Here is a 17,110-nt window from a genome sequence, read left to right on the forward strand (position 1 = left end):
CCCTGACGGAGGGGCCTTTGGCGCCGTCGTAGCGGCCCCTCCACCGCCGTCGGCGGCCCCCCTCCCCATGCCTGCGGCACAGGGAGGATCGGCTTGCGGGAACGCCACCTCACCGCCCCTGCAAAATCTGCCCCAGCAGCACGCGCAGCGCCGGGGTCACCGCCGCCAGTCCCGCCGCGACCACCGCCTCGCCCACCGCTTCTCGCGTCAGCCCCTCCGCGCGGTCGCGGACACAATGCCAGAACAGGCAGGTCATCTCGCCCAGCTCCAGCCGCCCATCGGCGGCGCGCTCGACCAGCGCGAACAACGGCCCCAGCTCCGCTTCCGCCGCGACCAGCGCGGCAAAGCTCGGGCGCAGCACCAGCACCGCCCCTCCGACGCGCAGTTCGGCCTCCCCGCGCAAGCCGTTGGCCCCGCTCACAGGCTGACCACCGCGCCGCTCGATTCCAGGTTCAGCGTGTAGTTGCGCTCACCATTATAATCGCCGGCATAATCGAGCCGCGTGACCAGGAACCGCCCCTGCATCCGCTCGCCGCTTTCGAAACTCAGCTCATAGGCGTCGATCGCGCCCGCCAGCGCATGACCACGCAGCCGCACTTCGGCATCGGACCCGGTAAAAATGCCCGCTGCGCTCACCGAAACCGAACGCACCCCGGCGCCTGACAACAGCTCGCGCCAGCCGCCCGAATCCTTGGTCGTGACATTGACCGCCTCGCCATTGACCGACAATTGGGTCGTGCGCAGCCCCGCAACGGTGCGATAGGCAGGCGGCACCGCGCCATCACCGATTTTGAGCAGAAAAGCGCTCCCATTTTCAATCGCCATCGTCTATTCTCCTCACCTGAAAAATCATGCGTTAACGGGGAGTCGCAGGATGCTGATCACGACAATATTGCTGGCCGCCATGGCGCCCGCGCCGACCGCAACGGTCGACACGACGCGCGCCGCCTTCACCAAGTGCCTCCGCGACAATGTGAAGAAGTCGCTGGAGGCCAAAATGCCGGCCGGCGAATTCGAAGTGGCGGTCAAATCGATCTGCAACGACGAACGCGCCGCCTTTCGGGGCGCGGTGATCGCGTTCAGCCGCTCGGGCGGCGATTCCGAAAAGGTCGCATCCGAGGATGCCGACATGCAGGTTGACGATTATCACGCCAATTTCGTCGACAAATATAAGGATTACGCCGACACCAACACGATGCCTGGCGACTGATCGCCGCCGGCGTCCTTCCCGTTCCCTCTATGGCTCCCCGGCGAAAGCCGGGGCTTGGGACGGGTTGCAACCGGCGCTTGTGCACACTGCACGCGACCGAAAAACCTCACGCCATCAGACAGCGGCAGCGCCAGATGGTTTCGTGCCGCCAGCCGCCATCGCGCCCGAAGGCGAAGCGCGTCCGGATCACCCGCGCGCTCACGACCGACCAGCCATCGGCGGCCCCTCGCATCATCGGCGCCACCGCCGCAATACGCGCGGACGCCCGATCGTCGACCGCGCCCCCCACGCCCGTCAGTGTCAGCGTCAGGCGGACCTCGCGTCCGGTCCGGTCCTTGGTTCCCCAATCAACCCCTTCGGCGGCCCCCACCGCCACATAGGGCGCGCTCGCCCGCGCCGGGACGCCGTCGAAGACGCCATGAACCAGCCCGGCCAGCGCGCCATCGGCCGCCAGCAATGCCAACGCCCTGCCGCGCACCGCCTGTTCGGCGCCGGTCATCGCGCGCCTCCCAGCGTGATCTGCCGCCAGGGGTGCCAGAGCGCCGCGATCGCGGCCGGCGGCGGCGCGCCCTCCCCGTCGCGCGCATCGTGCAGATGCCGGACCATGCGCAGAATGCCGTGGCGGATGGCTTCGGGGACGGCGCCCGCATCCTCGGCGATCCCGGCGCGATAGGCGACGCGCAGCTGCGCGCCGTCCCCGGCCCGATCGATCGCCAGCCGCCCTGTGCCGTCGCGATCGCGGCGCAGGCAATACGCGCCCGCCTCCACCACCGTCGCCATCTCCTCCGGTCCCGGCAGGGTGACGGTCCCGATCGTCACCACCGGACGCGCGCTCAGCCGCACGCTCCCGCCCCGCAGCGTCAGCACCTCTTCGACGTCCCGGATCATCAGCCACGCGCCGACAAAGGCTTCGCAAATGCCGGTCGCCGCGAGGATCAATCCCGTGACGATCGCATCGTCGGTCGCCGCCCCCATGCGCAACCAGTCGCGCGCTTCGTTCAGGCTCACCGGGGCATCGCCCGGCAACAGGCTTGTCGCCCCCATCGCCCATCCTTTCGTTTTCCGATTTATGTCCGCCGCCTCTCCCTCTTCGCGAAAGGGGGCGCGCGTTATGACCGATCTGCTGGCTGGATCGGCGGCCGGCCCCCGCTACCGAAAGGGATAGAGGAACAGGGACCGGGCGCCCATCGCACGCCAGCGCCGTGTCAGCTGGCGGCGAATTTCATCAGCTTGATGGCCTGCGAGTCGATCACCGCGCCGCCGACCCTTTTTGTAGCATAGAAATGCACGAAGGGCTTGTTGCTGAACGGGTCGCGCAGGATGCGCGTCTCGCCGCGGTCGGCAACCAGATAGCCGGCGCGGAAGTTGCCGAAGGCGATCGACAGGCTGTTCGCCGCCACATCGGGCATGTCCTCGGCCTCGACCACCGGATAGCCCAGCAGGCTCGCCGCCTGCCCCTCGACCAGCCCCGGCTGCCACAGAAGCGCCCCGTCAGTCGTCTTGAACTTGCGGATGCGCGCCAGCGTATCGCTGTTCATCACCCACACCGCGCCCTGACGATAGGGCGCGCGCAGGCTGTGGACCAGCTCGACCAGCTTGTCCTGCGGGTTCGCCGCCGGAAAGGCCCCCGCCGTCCCCGACGCCAGATGCTGCAACGTCCCGAACGCGCGCACGCTGTCGACCTCATTCGTCGTCGCATAGGACAAGATGCCCTTCGGCCGGTTCGTGCCATTGCCGCTCACGAACGCCGTCCCCTCGGCGACCGCAAATTCGCGCGCCAGCTCGTCGGCCAGCCAGTCCTCGACGTTGAACATCGCATCGTCCAGCATCGCCTGGCTCGCCGCCGGATTGGCGTAAAGCTCGCCCGACGGCGGCACGATCTCGGCAAAGCTGCGCGTCGCCGTCTCGGGCCGCGCCGCGGTCTCGCCGACCCAGCCCGCGCCCATCGCACCCGTCGCGATCAGCTTGCGATAGCCGCTCGACCCCGTCTGCACGACGGTTGCGATCGACCGGATCGGCGACAGCGATTTCAGCGTCGCCGCGATCGTCCCGTCGATCTCGCGCGGCACCGCATAGCCGCCCTCGCCGCCGCTAGCCCCCGACAGGCTCTTCATCTCCGTGCCCGCATCGACCCCGCGCCGCAGGTAACGCTCGACAAAGGCATCGCGCGCCGGATCGGCCGCCTTCGCTCCGTCCAGCGGCAGCCGCGACGCCGCCACCGTCTGCGCATCGACCTGCGCCTTCAGCGCCGCCACCGACGCCTTGAGCTCATCGACCGCCTCGGCCGCCAGCACCGCATCGAACGCCCCGTCGAGCGCATCCGCTTTCACTTCCACATCAAATTCCATTCCCGTCACTCCTGCTCAAAAATCTACAGCAATCACCCGCGCCAGCGGCTGCATCGGCATCGCCACCAGACTCACCTCGGCCAGATCGAGCGCCAGCAACTCGCGCGGATTGCTCCCCCGCGCCGCCGTCACCCGATAACCAAAGCTCAATCCCGTCAGCGCCCCGCGCGCGACCAGCCCCGCCGCGACGCCATCCGTCACCCGCGCCACGACGCGCAGCCCGCGCGCATCCTCCGCCAATGTCTCGATCGTCCCGATCACCGCGCCCGGCCGGTGCTGCCACAACAGGGGCACCGCGCGGCGCCCACGCAAACTCGCGGCAAATGCCCCCGCGCGCACCACATCGCCCCCGCGATCGACCCGGTCGAACACCGAAGCATAGCCCGCAAAGCGAACGCCCCCGGCGCGCGGCGCGGCGAGCGCCGCCGCCCTCACCGCAGCAACCCCGGCAACCCCAGCTTCACCGCCAGCCCGACGACCAGCAACGCCAGCATCCCGCGCACCGCCCAGTCGACCGCCGCCTTCCACGCGCTCGTCTTCGCATCGCGCCAGGCGCCGAGCAGCTGGCGCAGATCCACCATGTCATCACGCGCCGCCTCGTCGGCCAGCCCCAGCCGCGCCAAAGCCCGCCGCGCCCCCAGCTCGCTCGCCTCCTCGACCACCGCCCGCAGCAGCGCCGCATCGAGCGCGCCGGAAACTCCGGCCGCACCCGTCCCCGCCAGCGCGATCAACCGCGCGAGCGCCTCTTCCTCATCCATCGAGATTCTCCAATATTCGTCATCCCGGACTTGATCCGGGATCCACAGCAGCGCCGCAGTCATGGACCCCGGATCAAGTCCGGGGTGACGGGGGTGGCTAATCCACCCCCAACAGCGCCTTCTTCTCATCCGCCGTCAGCCAGTCCGCCGCCGACACCTCGCGCCACAACGCCATCCGGTCCTCGGCCAGCGCCGGCACCTTATCCAGATCGACGCGCAATTCGGCGCCCGCGAACCAGCCCGAAAGCCCCTGCGCCACCGCCCCCAATATCTTCGCGCACAAAGGCAACACCGTCAGCCGCCACAGCGCGCGGTTGGCCTCGCGATAATTGGCATAGGTCGCATCACCGGGCAGCCCGAGCAGCATCGGCGGCACCCCGAACGCCATCGCAATCTCGCGCGCGCTCGAATCCTTCAGCGCCAGGAAATCCATCTCGGCGGGCGACAGCGACAAGGCCTGCCACCGCAGCCCCCCTTCCAGCAACAACGGCCGCCCCGCATTTGCCCCGCCCGCGAAACTCTCCGCCAATTCCTCGCGCAGCCGATCCACTTGTTCCGCCGACAAAGGCATGCCCTTGTCCCCCGGATCATGCACCAGCGCCCCCGAAGGCCGCGCCGCATTGTCGAGCAGAGCGCGGTTCCACACCGCCGCCGCATTATGCGCCGCGATCGCCGCCGACGCCGCGCCCAGACAGCCCGCGCCATAATGATCGTCCAAGGGATGCAGCGCCTTCACATGCACCACCGCCGTCCGCCCCGCGCCATCCTCGGCGGGAAGCACCACCCCCGCGCCGCCAGCCTTGTACCGATAGGCGACCGGCCACCCGCGCGCATCGGCCTCGACCGTCACCCGCTCGGGCCGCAACGCGAACAGTTCGGCGGGCGCGCCCGCGCCATCGGCCAAAATCTGCACATAGCCATTGCCGTGGAGCAGCAATTGCGACACCAGCGTCTCGACCAGCCCCTGCCCGCCCGACGCCCCCGACACCAGCGCCGCCAAAGCCGGATCGCTCGCGACCAGCGGCGCGCTGCCCGCCGCCTCGGCGACCAGCCGCACCGCCCTCTGGACGATCGCATTGCCCATATATCCCTCACGCAGCTGCGCTTCATAAGAGAGCGGCGCTGGCGAAGCCCACGTCCCATACACCCGCGACAAAGCAGGCCGCGCAGACGACTGCGCAGCCTTCCGGCCAAACCAGTTCATGATGTTCTCCGATTTCAACATGGACACGCTTGAGCAAGCGGCCCCTGTAATTCAAATTTATGCCCAAGATTCGAGATCAATGGCTGGAAATGGCCACTGTTCATGGTTGGCTATTTGTTCTCACTCGATTATGAACGTTTTCGGCAGCCGTCCTATTCGGCTTTCTGACCGGAACCGTCGCCTCTGATCGGCGCGGAGGCGTGGGCCTTCCGGAGCGCGGGCTCAACCCTGCATTCAGAAAGGCGGTGGCTTATGGGTCGCGTATTTGTACGTGCTTATAGGCGCTGGCGGCTTGGCCGAGTGGAGCATGTGCGTGCTCACACTCGGCGCTGGCCTTGCCAGTATTCGTTCGACTTCTAACCCGGAGTGAACGGTAGGGCGGCTGCCACCCTTACGGAATAACTTCCGCGTTTTAGGAATCGCATATGCCGCCGCCGGCGGCAAGAGCAATTATCCTATCAGGACAATTTCAAACCCGCCGCACCCCCGGCGCCCGCTCTTTGCGCAGCCCCTCCAGCAACTCCGCCAGCGCCCAAACACAAGCGTCCGCCCGATCGGGAGATCGGCCCGGCCCGGCATAACCGCCGCCCAGCTGAAACCCGCAAAGCTGGTCCTCCAGCGCCGCAAACGCCCCCGCATGCACCACCTGTCCGCGCTCATAGGCGAGCGCGACCGGCTCGGCGCGCCGCGCCTTGCCGACGCTCGCATGGACCGCCTTCACCGGCAGCGCGATATTCGCCTGCGCCAACACCGCGCCGACCATTTCGCCGCCCATATTGCTTTCGGCGACCACCCGGTCGGCGCCCCAGCGCGCCGCCGCCGCCGCGACCGCATGCGCCCACACCCCCGGCAAGGCATGTTCGACGCTCGCATCCTCGACGACCGCCAGCCGCCCGTCGCGAAGTTGCGCGGCGACCACGATCCCGCACGCGTCGCCATGCGACGTCGCCGGCGGATCGACCCCGATCACCACGCGCGCCAGCTTGCCGACGTCATCTTCGGCGATCCGGCACCGCTCGATCAGCGCGCGCGGCCACAGCGCGCCCTCGACATCCTCCAGCATTTCGCCGTCCAGTTCCTGCCGGCCCAGCCGCGTCCCGCCATATTGCGCGATCATGTGGGTCACGAAACTCGGCGGCAGATGGGGATTCCCGGCCGTCCGCCCCCATGTCATCACATGCCCCGGAATTTTCTCGATCTTCGCCATCAGCGGCACCGGGCGCGGGGTGGTCGTCACCAGAACGCGCGGTTTTTCGCCCAGCCGCATCCCCATCATCAGATTGTCCCACGCCGTATCGCCATGACGCCATTTCGCCAGCTCGTCGCACCAGGCGGCATGATGTTCAGGGCCGCGCAGATTCTCACCGGCCTGCGCAGAGAAGAGCGTCGCGACCGCACCGCTGTCGAAATGCAGTTCGCGCAGCCGATATCGCCAGCGCGGATTTTCATCGGCGCGGGCGACCGCAATCAGTCCGCTCGGCCCCTCGATCATCACGCGCAATCCGTCGCCCTCATTCGCCGCGACCAGCGCGATCCGGGCGCCCGGCATCCGCCGCGCAACCTCGCTCACCCATTCGGCCCCGGCACGGGTCTTGCCGAAACCGCGCCCGGCGCGGATCAGCCACACCGGCCAGTCGCCCGGCGGCTCGCGCTGCCCGTCATGCGCCCAGGTGTACCAACGCTCCTCCAGCTCCTGCACATATTTACGCGGCATCTCGCGGATCAGCCGCTCGCGCTCCTCAAGCGACAACGACAGAATGCGGTCGAGGATGGTTTCATCGGCGCCCAGCTTCAGCTGGTCGATCCAGCGCGCCATTAATCGCCTTCCTGCGCGGCCGGTTTCACGCGCTGCCGCTCGATCACCGCGATCCGCCGCAGGATTTCGGCGTCGGTTTCCTCCGCCGTCGGCCGCTGGCGCGCGTTCAATCGCACGCGCTTCGCTCGCCCGCCCTCGATGCTCGCGCGATGCTTGTTCATCAGGTCGATCGCCTGCGCCACCGTCATGGCGCCGACGACAGGCGACGCATCGGGCGCATCGTCCCGCGACGTTTCGATCGTCAGGATCGCACGCTCGACCAGCGCCGTTTCCAGCCGCACATAGCCGGTTTCGATCGCCGCCTGCCACGCGGCGGCAAAGCCCGTATCGCGCTGGCGGATCTTGTACGCCGTCGACGGCGCAAAGCCCGCCTCGACCGCCGCCTGCCGCACATTGCAACTGCCCGCCAGCGCGTCGAGAAACAGCTGCCGCTGTTCGTCGGTCACATTTTTATCCTGCGGCTGCCGCGCCATCACCGTGCGACCGCATCCGCCCTGAATCACCGGATCGTCCATATCGCCTCACCCCAAAACGCAATCGGGCCGGAACACCCCCGGATCAGGGGGCGCCGGCCCGACTCGCAATTCTTCATGATGTGACACTTGTGCCATATCAGCGTTACGATGTCAATAGAAAATAACCCATATGGTTATCACTATCTCCGCCCTCCCCGCGGAGCGGCGGCGGAACCCGCCGCGACATGGGCCAGCCCCACGGCCAGCCCCGTCAAATCCTGCATGCCACCTTTGCACCCCGTCATTCCCGCGAAAGCGGGAATCCAGCTTCTCTCTTCTTCGTGCCTTTGCGCCTTCGCGTGAGATTTCCTTTTTTCATACAAAGACACAAAGGCACAAAGATTCGCCGCCATCCCAAACGGGACGAAAAGCTCCGCCGGCTCAACGGGCACAAAAAGCTGGGTTCCCGCTTGTGCGGGACTGACGATATCTTGCCATCGGTCGAAATGCGCCGCTTCGGCGCCCGATCATTTCGCCAAACCCCGCCCCGCCATGCTAGAAGGCTCCCGATCAACCGGGAGCTTACACCTCATGTCCTCGCGCCTCACCGCCGCCCTCCTCCTCGCGTCCCTCGCGGCACCCGCCGCCGCACAAAGCCCATCGGCCCCGGCCCCCGCCATCGACCCCGCCAACCTCACCACCACCGTCCGCACCCTCGCCTCCGACCTGTTCGAGGGACGTGCGCCGGGCACGGCGGGGGAGGACCGGACGATCGGCTATCTGATCGGCAAGTTCGAATCGCTGGGGCTCGAACCCGGCGGCACCGACGGCGGCTGGACCCAGCCCGTCCCGCTGCTCCACACTCGCCTCGGCGAACCGACGACGCTGCAATTCGAACGCGCGGGCACGGCGCAGCCGCTGACGCAGGGCGAGGATATTTATGTCTCGACGCTCCAGCCCGTCGATATCGCCGCCGTCGCCAAGGCGCCGCTGGTCTTCGTAGGCTATGGCGTCACCGCCCCCGAACGCGGCTGGGACGATTTCAAGGGACAGGATCTGAAGGGCAAGGTCGCGGTCTTCCTGATCAACGATCCCGATTTCTCGGCGATCAAGGGCGAGCCCGTCGCGGACAAATTCGGCGGCCGGACGATGACCTATTATGGCCGCTGGACCTACAAGTTCGAGGAAGCCTCACGGCGCGGGGCGATTGCGGCGCTGATCGTCCATGATACCGACGGCGTCGGCTATGGCTGGAATGTCATCAAAAGCGGCGGCGGCGAAAATTTCGACATCGTCCGCGCGCCCGGCAAAGTGACCAGCCTCGCGCTGCAGGGCTGGTTATCGGGCGACATGGCGACGCGGCTGTTCACCGGCGCCGGGCTCGATCTCGCCAAATTGCGGGTCGCCGCGCGCCGCGCCGACTTCCGCCCGGTGCCGCTTCCCGGTGTCGCTTTCGACGCCGCGATCCCGGTGCAGCACAATGTCGTGCAAAGCCGCAATCTGCTCGCCAAGATCCCAGGCGCCAAACGCCCCGACGAGGTGGTGATGTTCGGCGCGCATTGGGACGCCTATGGCGAAGGCCCGCCCGACGCGGCGGGACGCATCTATCGCGCCGGCGCCAATGACGATGCGCTCGGCACCGCGGGGCTTCTCGAAATCGCGCGGCTGTTCAAGGCGGGCCCGGCGCCCGACCGCAGCCTCGTCTTCGCGCTCTGGTCGGCGGAGGAACGCGGGCTGCTCGGTTCCGAAACCTATGCCAATGCTCCGCTTTATCCGCTCGAAAAGACCGTCGCCAACCTGACGCTCGACATTCTCCAGACCGCCGGAAAGGCCAAAGACGTCATTCTCGTCGGCAAGGGGCAGAGCAGTCTGGAGGATGATCTGGCCCGCCACGCAGCGCTACAGGGCCGCACCGTCAGCGTCGAAAGCCTCCCCGAACGCGGTCTCTTCTACCGCGCCGACCATTTCAGCCTCGCCAAGCGCGGCGTCCCCGTCCTCCTCCTGATGGGCATCGCGGGCGCCTCCGACCTCGCAAAGGGCGGCCGCCCGGCGGGACAGGCGTGGGTCGATGCCTATACCGGCCAATGCTATCATCAGGCCTGCGACGCATGGGACAGCAATTGGGACCTCACCGGCGCGGTCGAGGATATCGCGGTCACCTATAGCATCGGCAAGGAACTGGCGAATTCGGCGCGGTGGCCGAACTGGAAAGACCGCTCCGAATTCAAGGCCATCCGCGACCAGAGCGCCGCGACGCGGAAATAGCACCCTACTCCTCACCCCGCGTCGTGGAAAATCACCCCCAGCGTGTGCCGCGACCCCGACCGCAGCTCGCTCACCCCGTGCCGCATCATCACCCGATAATCGCCGCGCGCGCCCTTCACCGGGCGCGCATTCACCGCGAACAGCACCGCGTCGCCCTTGCCCAGCGGCACCACCGCCGCGCGCGACTGCATCCGCGGCCGCTGCTCGGTCAGCACAAACTCGCCGCCGCTGAAATCATCGCCGGGCGCTGACAGCAGGACCGCCGCCTGCAGTGGAAACACATGCTCGCCGTACAGATCCTGATGCAGGCAGTTATAATCACCCGGTCCATATTTCAGCAGCAGGGGCGTCGGCCGCGCCTGTCCCGCCGCATGGCAGCGCGCCAGAAATTCATCATGATCGGCCGGGAAACGGACATCCATCCCCATCCGCGCGTGCCAGCGGTTCGCGACGGGCGCCAGCCGCGGGTAAAGCTCGCCCCGAAGCGCGCCGATCAGCGGCGGCAGCGGATAGGCGAAATACCGGTATTCGCCGCGCCCGAAGCCGTGCCGCGCCATATGCACCCGGCTGCGAAACAGATCGTCGCGGTCATAGAGGGCCGCAGCCACATCGCATTCCGCGCCGCTCAGCAACCCGGGCAGCACCGCCCAGCCCTCGCGGTCGAGCCCCGCCGCCACCGCGTCCCAGTCCAGCGCCGCGATCCGCGCGCTCATGTCGTGTGTCTTTGTCATGCCCGCGCCCTGCCAGCCGCCGCGGCCGCCTGCGCCCCGTTTCTTGCGCTCAAATTCGCTGCATCGCGATCAGCAGCCGGGCGTTGCCTTCATCGCCGCCGGCCAGCGCAATTCATAGGTGACCAGAAAGCCGTCATGGTCGGACAATTGCGGCCCGCTCGGTCCGCCGTCGAACATCGCCTCGACCTTGACCGGCCGCACCGTCAGCCGCTCGCCGTCGGCGAAAAACTGCAGGTCCTGCGTGTCCATCCACGGCTCATCGCCGTCCCACGACATTTTGACGTCGCACCCCGCCTTGGGATCGACGCACACCTCATGCACCAAAGTCAGCGGGTGATAGGCCGAGAATTCCTCCCACCGCGCCTCCGAATGGCGCATGTTGAAATCGCCGCCAAAGATCAGCGGAAAGGCCAGATCCTGCGTCCGCGCGATAAATTCGGACGCCGCCACCGCCTGCCGCCCATGCGCCTCGCGGTTGCGCGGCTCGGCCACGCCCGACGCGCCGCGCGAATTCATGTGGGTGTTATAGATATCGACCGGCGTCGGCACCCCGGGCATCGCGATCCGCGCCAGCATCACCCCCTTGTTGGCCAGGCAGTCGAGCCCGGCGCAGGCGCGCAGGCCATAGGCATCGAGCGCGGTGTCGACGATCGGATATCGCGACGCGATCGCCAGCCCGCCGCCCAGCAGCCGGATCCCCGCCTCGCCCTTCAGCAGCTTGGCCTTGCCCGCCAGCTTCGCCTGCCCCGGCAGCGAGGACGGCGTCGTCCGCCGCGGTCCCGGCGCGATCGCCGGATAGCCGCTCGCCGCGACCGCCCGCTTCGCCGCGCTGCTGAACATCTCCTGGAACAGGACGACATCGGGCGCGGTCCCCGCCGCATGCATCGCCGCCAGCCGTTCGCCGATCGCCTTCAACTCGCGCGCCCGTCCGTTGCGCGCCGGCCAGCCCAGCCCCTCCAGATTATAGGTCAGCACCGACAGCGTCGCCGTCGCGGCTTCCCCGTCGGCGGACAATGTCACCGGCGCCGGGGGCGCGGCCTCGCACGCCATCACGCGCAGCGGCGGTTTTGGTCCGCAAGCGGTCAGTGCCAGCGCGGACAGAGCCCATATCGCCGTTCGAGTCATCCGCACCCGCGCCCTTTCACCGCCGCCCGCGACGCCCTATGCCGGTCCGCATGAGCGACGAAAAAATCTATATCAGCGCGAACGACCTCCTTGCCGATTCGCTCCGCCTTGGCATGCAGGTCCTCGACAGCGGGTTCAAGCCCACGCACCTCGTCGGCATCTGGCGCGGCGGCGCGCCGGTCGGCATCGCGGTGCAGGAATTGCTCGATTATCATGAGGTTCACTGCGACCATATCGCGATCCGCACCTCTTCCTATCACGGCATCGACCGCCAGGATCCAGAGGTGAAGGTGTTCGCCCTCGGCTATCTGATCGACACGCTCGACCCCGAAGACCGCCTGCTGATCATCGACGATGTCTTCGATTCGGGGCGCAGCATCCGCGCCTTCATCGCCGAACTGCGCGCGCGCTGCCGCCACAATATGCCGCGCGACATCCGTATCGCCACGGTCTGGTTCAAACCGCGCCGCAACGTCACCGACCTCCGCCCCGATTTCTTCGTCCACGAAACCGATCGCTGGCTGATCTTCCCGCACGAAATCAAGGGGCTGACGGCCGAGGAAATCCGGCGGCACAAGCCGGAAGCGGCGATCGTCCTGCGCGGGGAAGAGCCGGGCGACGGCTGATCCGCCGCCCGGCAATCAGCCCGTCAGCAGGACGCCACGGTACGCAGGCTCTTCAAAGGCGCGCCCGGCGCCCATCGCGACGCAGATCAGCGCATCGTCGGACACACGGACGTCCAGCCCCGTCGCCAGCGCGATCGCGCTGTCCATGCGGCGCAGCAACGCCCCGCCGCCGGTCAGCGTAATGCCCTCGTCGATGATGTCGGCCGACAATTCGGGCGGCGTATGCTCCAGTGCGGCGCGCACCGCGCTGATGATATTTCCGACGGGCTCGGCCAGCGCCTCGGCGATCTCGGCCTCGGACACCTGGACCTCGGCCGGCCGGCCATTGACCAGATCGCGGCCCTTGACCGACATCACCATGCCCTCGCCCTCGGGCGCGGTGGCGCAACCGATGGCCAGCTTGACGCGCTCGGCGGTCATTTCGCCGATCATCAGATTATGTTTGCGGCGAATATAGGAGGAGATCATCTCGTCCATCTTGTCGCCGCCGACGCGCACCGAATTGCTGTACGCGACTCCGCTCAGCGACAGGACCGCGACTTCGCTCGTCCCGCCGCCGATATCGACGACCATCGCGCCGACGGGCTCGGCGACCTCCAGCCCGGCGCCGATCGCCGCCGCCAGCGCCTCTTCGATCAGCCGGACCGTAACCGCCCCGGCATTGGAGGCGGCGTCGCGGATCGCGCGGCGCTCGACCATCGTCGATCCCGACGGCACGCAAATCACGACATTGCTGCGCTGGCGGAAACAGCTCGGCCCGCCCAGCGCCTTGTCGATGAAATATTTCAGCATCTGCTCGGCCACGTCGATGTCGGCGATCACCCCGTCGCGAAGCGGACGGATCGCCTCGATATTGCCAGGGGTCTTGCCCATCATCAGCTTGGCTTCATTCCCGACGACCTTGACGCGGCGAACGCCGTCGCGCGTCTCGAGCGCAACGACCGAAGGTTCGTTGAGGACGATGCCGCGGTCGCGGACATAGACGACCGTGTTCACGGTCCCAAGGTCGATAGCCAGATCGTGCGCGGACGATGCAAACCGGTTGAAAAACTTCATATGGGGCCAGGGCCTTCAGCAATAGGCGGGGAGAATCAGGCGCGGCTGGCCGTTGGGCGCCTTCGACGTCTGTGACATCCCGCCTGCGGCGGCGGCGCGATTGCGTCAACCACCGATGCGGCCAAAGCGGTATTTTCTTCGGTCCGAATGATCATAAGGTCGCAAAATCCCCAATCGGGCCCCATTCTTCCTCAACCCTCTTCGCCGGCCCAGGGCGTCACCCTGATCATCGCCCGCTCGAACAGATCCGACCCGACGAGTCCCGCCAGCCAGTCCTGCACCCGCCGCGGCGCATGGTCCGCAAACCACCCCGGATCGGTCCCGGCAAATTGCCGCACGAACGGAAAGATCGCGACATCGCCAAAGCCGCGTGCCGCGCCGTCCAGATAATCCCGCTCCGCCAGCCGGACGCCCAGCCGCTCCGCCAGCATCGCCAGCCCCGCCGCGCGATGCGCCAGCGGGTCGGCATCATATCGCCCGGCATATTTATAACGGTCGAGATGATGTTTGAAGGCGCCGTCAAACTCCGCAACCAGCGCCGCATCGCCCCGCGCCAGCCAGTCCTCGGGATCGTTCCGCCCCAACGCCCAGCGCATGATGTCGATGCTCTCGTCGATCACCGCCCCGTCCGCCAGCACCAGCACGGGCACTGTCCCCTTGGGCGACGCCGCCAGCATCGCGGCCGGCTTGCTGCGCAGAACCACCTCGCGATGGACATAGGCGGCGCCGCTCACCAGCAACGCCAGCCGGGCGCGCATGGCATAGGGACAGCGGCGAAAGCTGTAGAGGATGGGCAGGTCATGCATCGCCCGCGCCATAGCCGATGACCGGCGCTCCGCAAAACCACCGCGTCACGCCCTTTCTTCCACCATCCGGCCGAACAGGCTCATGTGGCAATAAACGCCCGCACCGCTATAGGGGACAGCGCCAGTTCCGGCAGTTCAGGTAGACGCATGGCCCGCAAACATTCGAAATATGATCCTTATGGTGATGCGCACCGCGAGGAAGAAGCGCCCGTGGTCGTCCCGCCCTGCTGGCTCTGCGCCCGGCCGACCGGCAAGACCATCGTCTGGCACCACCCCATACCCAAGAGCCGGGGGGGCCGCGATGTCGTGCCCATGCACCCGATTTGCCAGCAGACGCTGATGGCCAATTTCACCAACAGCGAGTTGCAGCGGCACGGGATGGATGTGGAGGGCCTGCTGGCCCATCCCAATATCCGCAAATTTGTCGATTGGGTGGCCAAAAAAGACCCTGATTTCAACGCGACGACCGCCAAGAAGCAACGCTGAGCGCGCGGCCATTCCTCCCGTGCGGACCCGCCTCGGCATTTGCGCAAAGAAGCGCTCCTACGGATCGGAAGAGGAGGCGCTGGTTGCCGCCCGCAACGCCGAAATCGATCTGCGGACATATCGCTGCGACCGCTGCCGGCAGTTCCACCTGACGAGCCGGACAAAGGGCAAGCGTTCACCGCGGCGAGCGCAAAACGCGCTCCCGAATCCCCCGGCCCGATAACCCCTCGTTTTCTTAGAAACGCATGTCCGGCTTCGGATCGGCATCGCCGCCGCCGCCCGCCAGCGGATGCTGGCTTTCGGCGGGCGCCAGCGGATGCTGGCTTTCAACCGGCGCCAGCGCAGGCTGGCTCTCGACCGGCCGCGCGCCGGTTTCCGGCGCTTCACCGGCAACGGGATTCGCGGGAACAGCCGTGGCTTCGTTCGGGATGTCGGCCGGCACCTCGATCGCGGATTCGGCCGGACGGACCGCAATTCCGGTCCGGGGATGGGTGGCGGCGTAAGGGATTTTGCCCCTCAACGCGTCGATTTCGCGCTGGCGCATTTCCAGATAAAGGCTGCGCGTCTCGACATAGGGGTCGAGGCTTTCTTCCTGCAGGCGTTCGATCTCGGCATCATTGTCGATGCGATCGTTCAACTGCTTGATCACCGTTGTCGGCACCGCATAGGCCGTGCGGTTGAAAGGCGCACCGACGGCGGTCGGGATGACCAACAGGTCGATGCTGTTGCCCACCATGTCGCGCAACGTCGTCGGCCCGACGAGCGGAAGATAGAAATAGGGGCCGGGCTCGACGCCATAAAAACCCAATGTGTTGGCAAAGCCGTTGCGGCGATACGGCAGGTCGAACGGCTTCGTCTTGGCGACATCGAACAGCCCCCCGACGCCAAAGGTCGTATTGACGACGAAGCGACCCAGCGTCTCGGCGGCCTTGCCGATCTTGAACTGCAACAGAAAATTCAGGAAATTGACGGGTTCGGTCAGGTTGCGCAGCGCATTGCCGATCCCGTCGCGAACCGGCTCGGGAACAATGCCCTGATACCCGGTGGCGACCGGGGCCACCAGCGCCTTGTCGACCGACTGGATCGCCCGATACGACGTGATGTTAACCTCTTGCAGCGGGTCGCCCGGCGGCGGCGCGCCGCGCGCGGTCACCACGATATCGTCGGGCGACGACGACATGTCGGCCGGCGGCGCGTCGGCGGGCGGCGCCTCGGCCGGGGCTTGGGGGCCTGCCGGCGCGTCCGGCGAAACCGGGACAGCAGGCGGAACGATGGAGATCGTCGGGACGACCACCGGCGGCTCCGGCGGAGCCGCGGCGTCGCCGGGTCGCGGCTGCTCGATCGTCGTCGGATTTTCGGGCGGGACCTCGGCGGGTGCGAGCGCTGTCCCGGACAGCAGCAGGGCGGCAACCGTCGAAAGACTCATTGCGCGTGCGATCCCGCTGTCATGAAACGGATGGGCAACGCGCGCATATCAAAACTCCTGCTCGGGATATCAGCCCGAAACTGTGATCAAAGGACACCCCTCCCTTCATCCAACGTCGCCTGCGCCCGCAATCGCGGGCGAGACAGCTTAGCCGTCCCTCATCAGGAGGGAAGGAAAAAAGTCAACTCGGCGAACGCATTGCAGAGACAGGGCGGCCACAGGGTGACCGGAAACCGCGCTGCGCGGGCAGCGTCGCCCGCGAAGCTGCCCGCGAAACCAACCTCGCGGCAGGCCGCCCCGAAAGCTCGCCGAACCGATCCCGGCGGGGGTTTGGGGGCGGCGGCAGTTCAGCCAAGCGCCATCTTTGCTTTTCTAATTTGATCGCAGGGGACCAAGACGGAGAAAATATATGTTCCTGCTCAAGAAACTTGCGCTCACCGCGCTGATCGGCGCCAGCACCTTTGCGGCGCTGCCCGTCGAGGCAGAGGCCCGCGACCGGCACCATCGCCATTCCTATTATGGCCACCGCGACAATGATCGTTATCGCGATTATCGCCGGGACTACCGGCGCGATGACCGCCGCGACTATCGCCGCAATCATTACCGCGACCGCCGCTATTATAATTGCCGCCGCGGCAGCGGAACGACGGGGCTGATCGTTGGCGGCGCCGCCGGCGCCCTGCTCGGCCGCGAGGTCGATCGCTATGGCGACCGGGTGCCCGGCACGATTATCGGCGGTGCCGCAGGCGCGCTGCTCGGACGCGAGGTCGATCGCGGCGGTCGCCGCTGCTAAACCGG

The 17,110-nt window shown here is 67.2% G+C and carries 20 protein-coding genes; 5 read left to right on the forward strand and 15 right to left on the reverse strand.

Annotated features, from left to right (window positions below; translation table 11 throughout):
* Positions 1-109: 109 nt before the first annotated feature.
* The gene (locus ACSYDV_RS20495) at positions 110-421 is read right to left on the reverse strand and encodes a GTA-gp10 family protein (protein WP_438325867.1); all 312 of its coding nucleotides are present in this window, start codon (positions 419-421) and stop codon (positions 110-112) included.
* Positions 418-825: a phage tail tube protein gene (locus tag ACSYDV_RS20500; RefSeq protein ID WP_438325869.1), complete on the reverse strand. Its 408-nt coding sequence runs from the start codon at positions 823-825 to the stop codon at positions 418-420. Before ACSYDV_RS20500 ends, ACSYDV_RS20495 begins: the two co-directional genes overlap by 4 nt.
* 49 nt (positions 826-874) lie before the next feature.
* Here ACSYDV_RS20500 and ACSYDV_RS20505 point away from each other — a divergent pair, with 49 nt between their 5' ends.
* Positions 875-1,210: a hypothetical protein gene (locus ACSYDV_RS20505; protein WP_438325871.1), complete on the forward strand. Its 336-nt coding sequence runs from the start codon at positions 875-877 to the stop codon at positions 1,208-1,210.
* Between the two features lie 106 nt (positions 1,211-1,316).
* Here the strand turns inward: ACSYDV_RS20505 and gp17 are convergent, their stop codons facing one another.
* From gp17 to ACSYDV_RS20545, 8 genes are all read right to left on the reverse strand, one after another.
* Positions 1,317-1,709 carry a tail completion protein gp17 gene (gene gp17, locus ACSYDV_RS20510; RefSeq protein WP_438325872.1) on the reverse strand — a complete coding sequence of 131 codons (393 nt, stop codon included), beginning with the start codon at positions 1,707-1,709 and terminating at the stop codon, positions 1,317-1,319.
* The gene (locus tag ACSYDV_RS20515; protein ID WP_438325873.1) at positions 1,706-2,254 is read right to left on the reverse strand and encodes a head-tail connector protein; all 549 of its coding nucleotides are present in this window, start codon (positions 2,252-2,254) and stop codon (positions 1,706-1,708) included. Before ACSYDV_RS20515 ends, gp17 begins: the two co-directional genes overlap by 4 nt.
* A 161-nt stretch (positions 2,255-2,415) precedes the next feature.
* Positions 2,416-3,558 carry a phage major capsid protein gene (locus ACSYDV_RS20520; RefSeq protein WP_438325875.1) on the reverse strand — a complete coding sequence of 381 codons (1,143 nt, stop codon included), beginning with the start codon at positions 3,556-3,558 and terminating at the stop codon, positions 2,416-2,418.
* A gap of 15 nt (positions 3,559-3,573) precedes the next feature.
* A complete protein-coding gene (locus tag ACSYDV_RS20525; protein WP_438325876.1) occupies positions 3,574-3,993 on the reverse strand; it encodes an HK97 family phage prohead protease in 420 nt (139 codons plus the stop codon).
* A complete protein-coding gene (locus tag ACSYDV_RS20530) occupies positions 3,990-4,316 on the reverse strand; it encodes a DUF6127 family protein (RefSeq protein WP_438325877.1) in 327 nt (108 codons plus the stop codon). The genes ACSYDV_RS20525 and ACSYDV_RS20530 overlap by 4 nt, the downstream gene beginning before the upstream one ends.
* 97 nt (positions 4,317-4,413) lie before the next feature.
* Positions 4,414-5,520, reverse strand: coding sequence for a phage portal protein (locus tag ACSYDV_RS20535; protein ID WP_438326010.1), 1,107 nt, complete (start codon positions 5,518-5,520; stop codon positions 4,414-4,416).
* A gap of 469 nt (positions 5,521-5,989) precedes the next feature.
* Positions 5,990-7,336, reverse strand: a complete 1,347-nt coding sequence (locus ACSYDV_RS20540; RefSeq protein ID WP_438325879.1) for a DNA-packaging protein — start codon at positions 7,334-7,336, stop codon at positions 5,990-5,992.
* Positions 7,336-7,851 carry a hypothetical protein gene (locus tag ACSYDV_RS20545; RefSeq protein ID WP_438325880.1) on the reverse strand — a complete coding sequence of 172 codons (516 nt, stop codon included), beginning with the start codon at positions 7,849-7,851 and terminating at the stop codon, positions 7,336-7,338. The genes ACSYDV_RS20540 and ACSYDV_RS20545 overlap by 1 nt, the downstream gene beginning before the upstream one ends.
* A 531-nt stretch (positions 7,852-8,382) precedes the next feature.
* Here ACSYDV_RS20545 and ACSYDV_RS20550 point away from each other — a divergent pair.
* Positions 8,383-10,056: a M28 family metallopeptidase gene (locus ACSYDV_RS20550; protein WP_438325881.1), complete on the forward strand. Its 1,674-nt coding sequence runs from the start codon at positions 8,383-8,385 to the stop codon at positions 10,054-10,056.
* Positions 10,057-10,067: 11 nt separating this feature from the next.
* Here ACSYDV_RS20550 and ACSYDV_RS20555 read toward each other — a convergent pair whose 3' ends face one another.
* Both ACSYDV_RS20555 and ACSYDV_RS20560 read right to left on the reverse strand, forming a co-directional pair.
* On the reverse strand, positions 10,068-10,769 hold the full coding sequence (locus ACSYDV_RS20555) for a 2OG-Fe(II) oxygenase (protein WP_438326012.1): 702 nt from the start codon (positions 10,767-10,769) through the stop codon (positions 10,068-10,070).
* Between the two features lie 87 nt (positions 10,770-10,856).
* Complete coding sequence (locus ACSYDV_RS20560) at positions 10,857-11,912, reverse strand: endonuclease/exonuclease/phosphatase family protein (RefSeq protein WP_438325883.1); 1,056 nt, start codon at positions 11,910-11,912, stop codon at positions 10,857-10,859.
* A gap of 50 nt (positions 11,913-11,962) precedes the next feature.
* Here ACSYDV_RS20560 and ACSYDV_RS20565 point away from each other — a divergent pair, with 50 nt between their 5' ends.
* Positions 11,963-12,538 (forward strand): phosphoribosyltransferase, encoded by a 576-nt coding sequence (locus tag ACSYDV_RS20565; RefSeq protein WP_438325884.1) that lies wholly within the window; start codon positions 11,963-11,965, stop codon positions 12,536-12,538.
* A 15-nt stretch (positions 12,539-12,553) separates the two neighbouring features.
* Here the strand turns inward: ACSYDV_RS20565 and ACSYDV_RS20570 are convergent, their stop codons facing one another.
* Complete coding sequence (locus ACSYDV_RS20570) at positions 12,554-13,594, reverse strand: rod shape-determining protein (protein WP_438325885.1); 1,041 nt, start codon at positions 13,592-13,594, stop codon at positions 12,554-12,556.
* 191 nt (positions 13,595-13,785) lie between these two features.
* Positions 13,786-14,400, reverse strand: coding sequence for a glutathione S-transferase (locus tag ACSYDV_RS20575; protein ID WP_438325886.1), 615 nt, complete (start codon positions 14,398-14,400; stop codon positions 13,786-13,788).
* A gap of 147 nt (positions 14,401-14,547) precedes the next feature.
* Here ACSYDV_RS20575 and ACSYDV_RS20580 point away from each other — a divergent pair, with 147 nt between their 5' ends.
* Positions 14,548-14,886, forward strand: a complete 339-nt coding sequence (locus ACSYDV_RS20580) for a hypothetical protein (protein ID WP_438325887.1) — start codon at positions 14,548-14,550, stop codon at positions 14,884-14,886.
* Positions 14,887-15,121: 235 nt separating this feature from the next.
* On the opposite strand, the gene ACSYDV_RS20585 is transcribed toward ACSYDV_RS20580, so the two are convergent.
* On the reverse strand, positions 15,122-16,312 hold the full coding sequence (locus tag ACSYDV_RS20585) for an MlaA family lipoprotein (RefSeq protein ID WP_438325889.1): 1,191 nt from the start codon (positions 16,310-16,312) through the stop codon (positions 15,122-15,124).
* Positions 16,313-16,721: 409 nt separating this feature from the next.
* On the opposite strand from ACSYDV_RS20585, the gene ACSYDV_RS20590 reads away from it, so the two are divergent.
* Complete coding sequence (locus ACSYDV_RS20590) at positions 16,722-17,105, forward strand: glycine zipper 2TM domain-containing protein (protein ID WP_438325890.1); 384 nt, start codon at positions 16,722-16,724, stop codon at positions 17,103-17,105.
* Positions 17,106-17,110 lie beyond the last annotated feature (5 nt).

It is taken from the genome of Sphingopyxis selenitireducens (genome assembly GCF_051550705.1).
Lineage (GTDB): Bacteria > Pseudomonadota > Alphaproteobacteria > Sphingomonadales > Sphingomonadaceae > Sphingopyxis.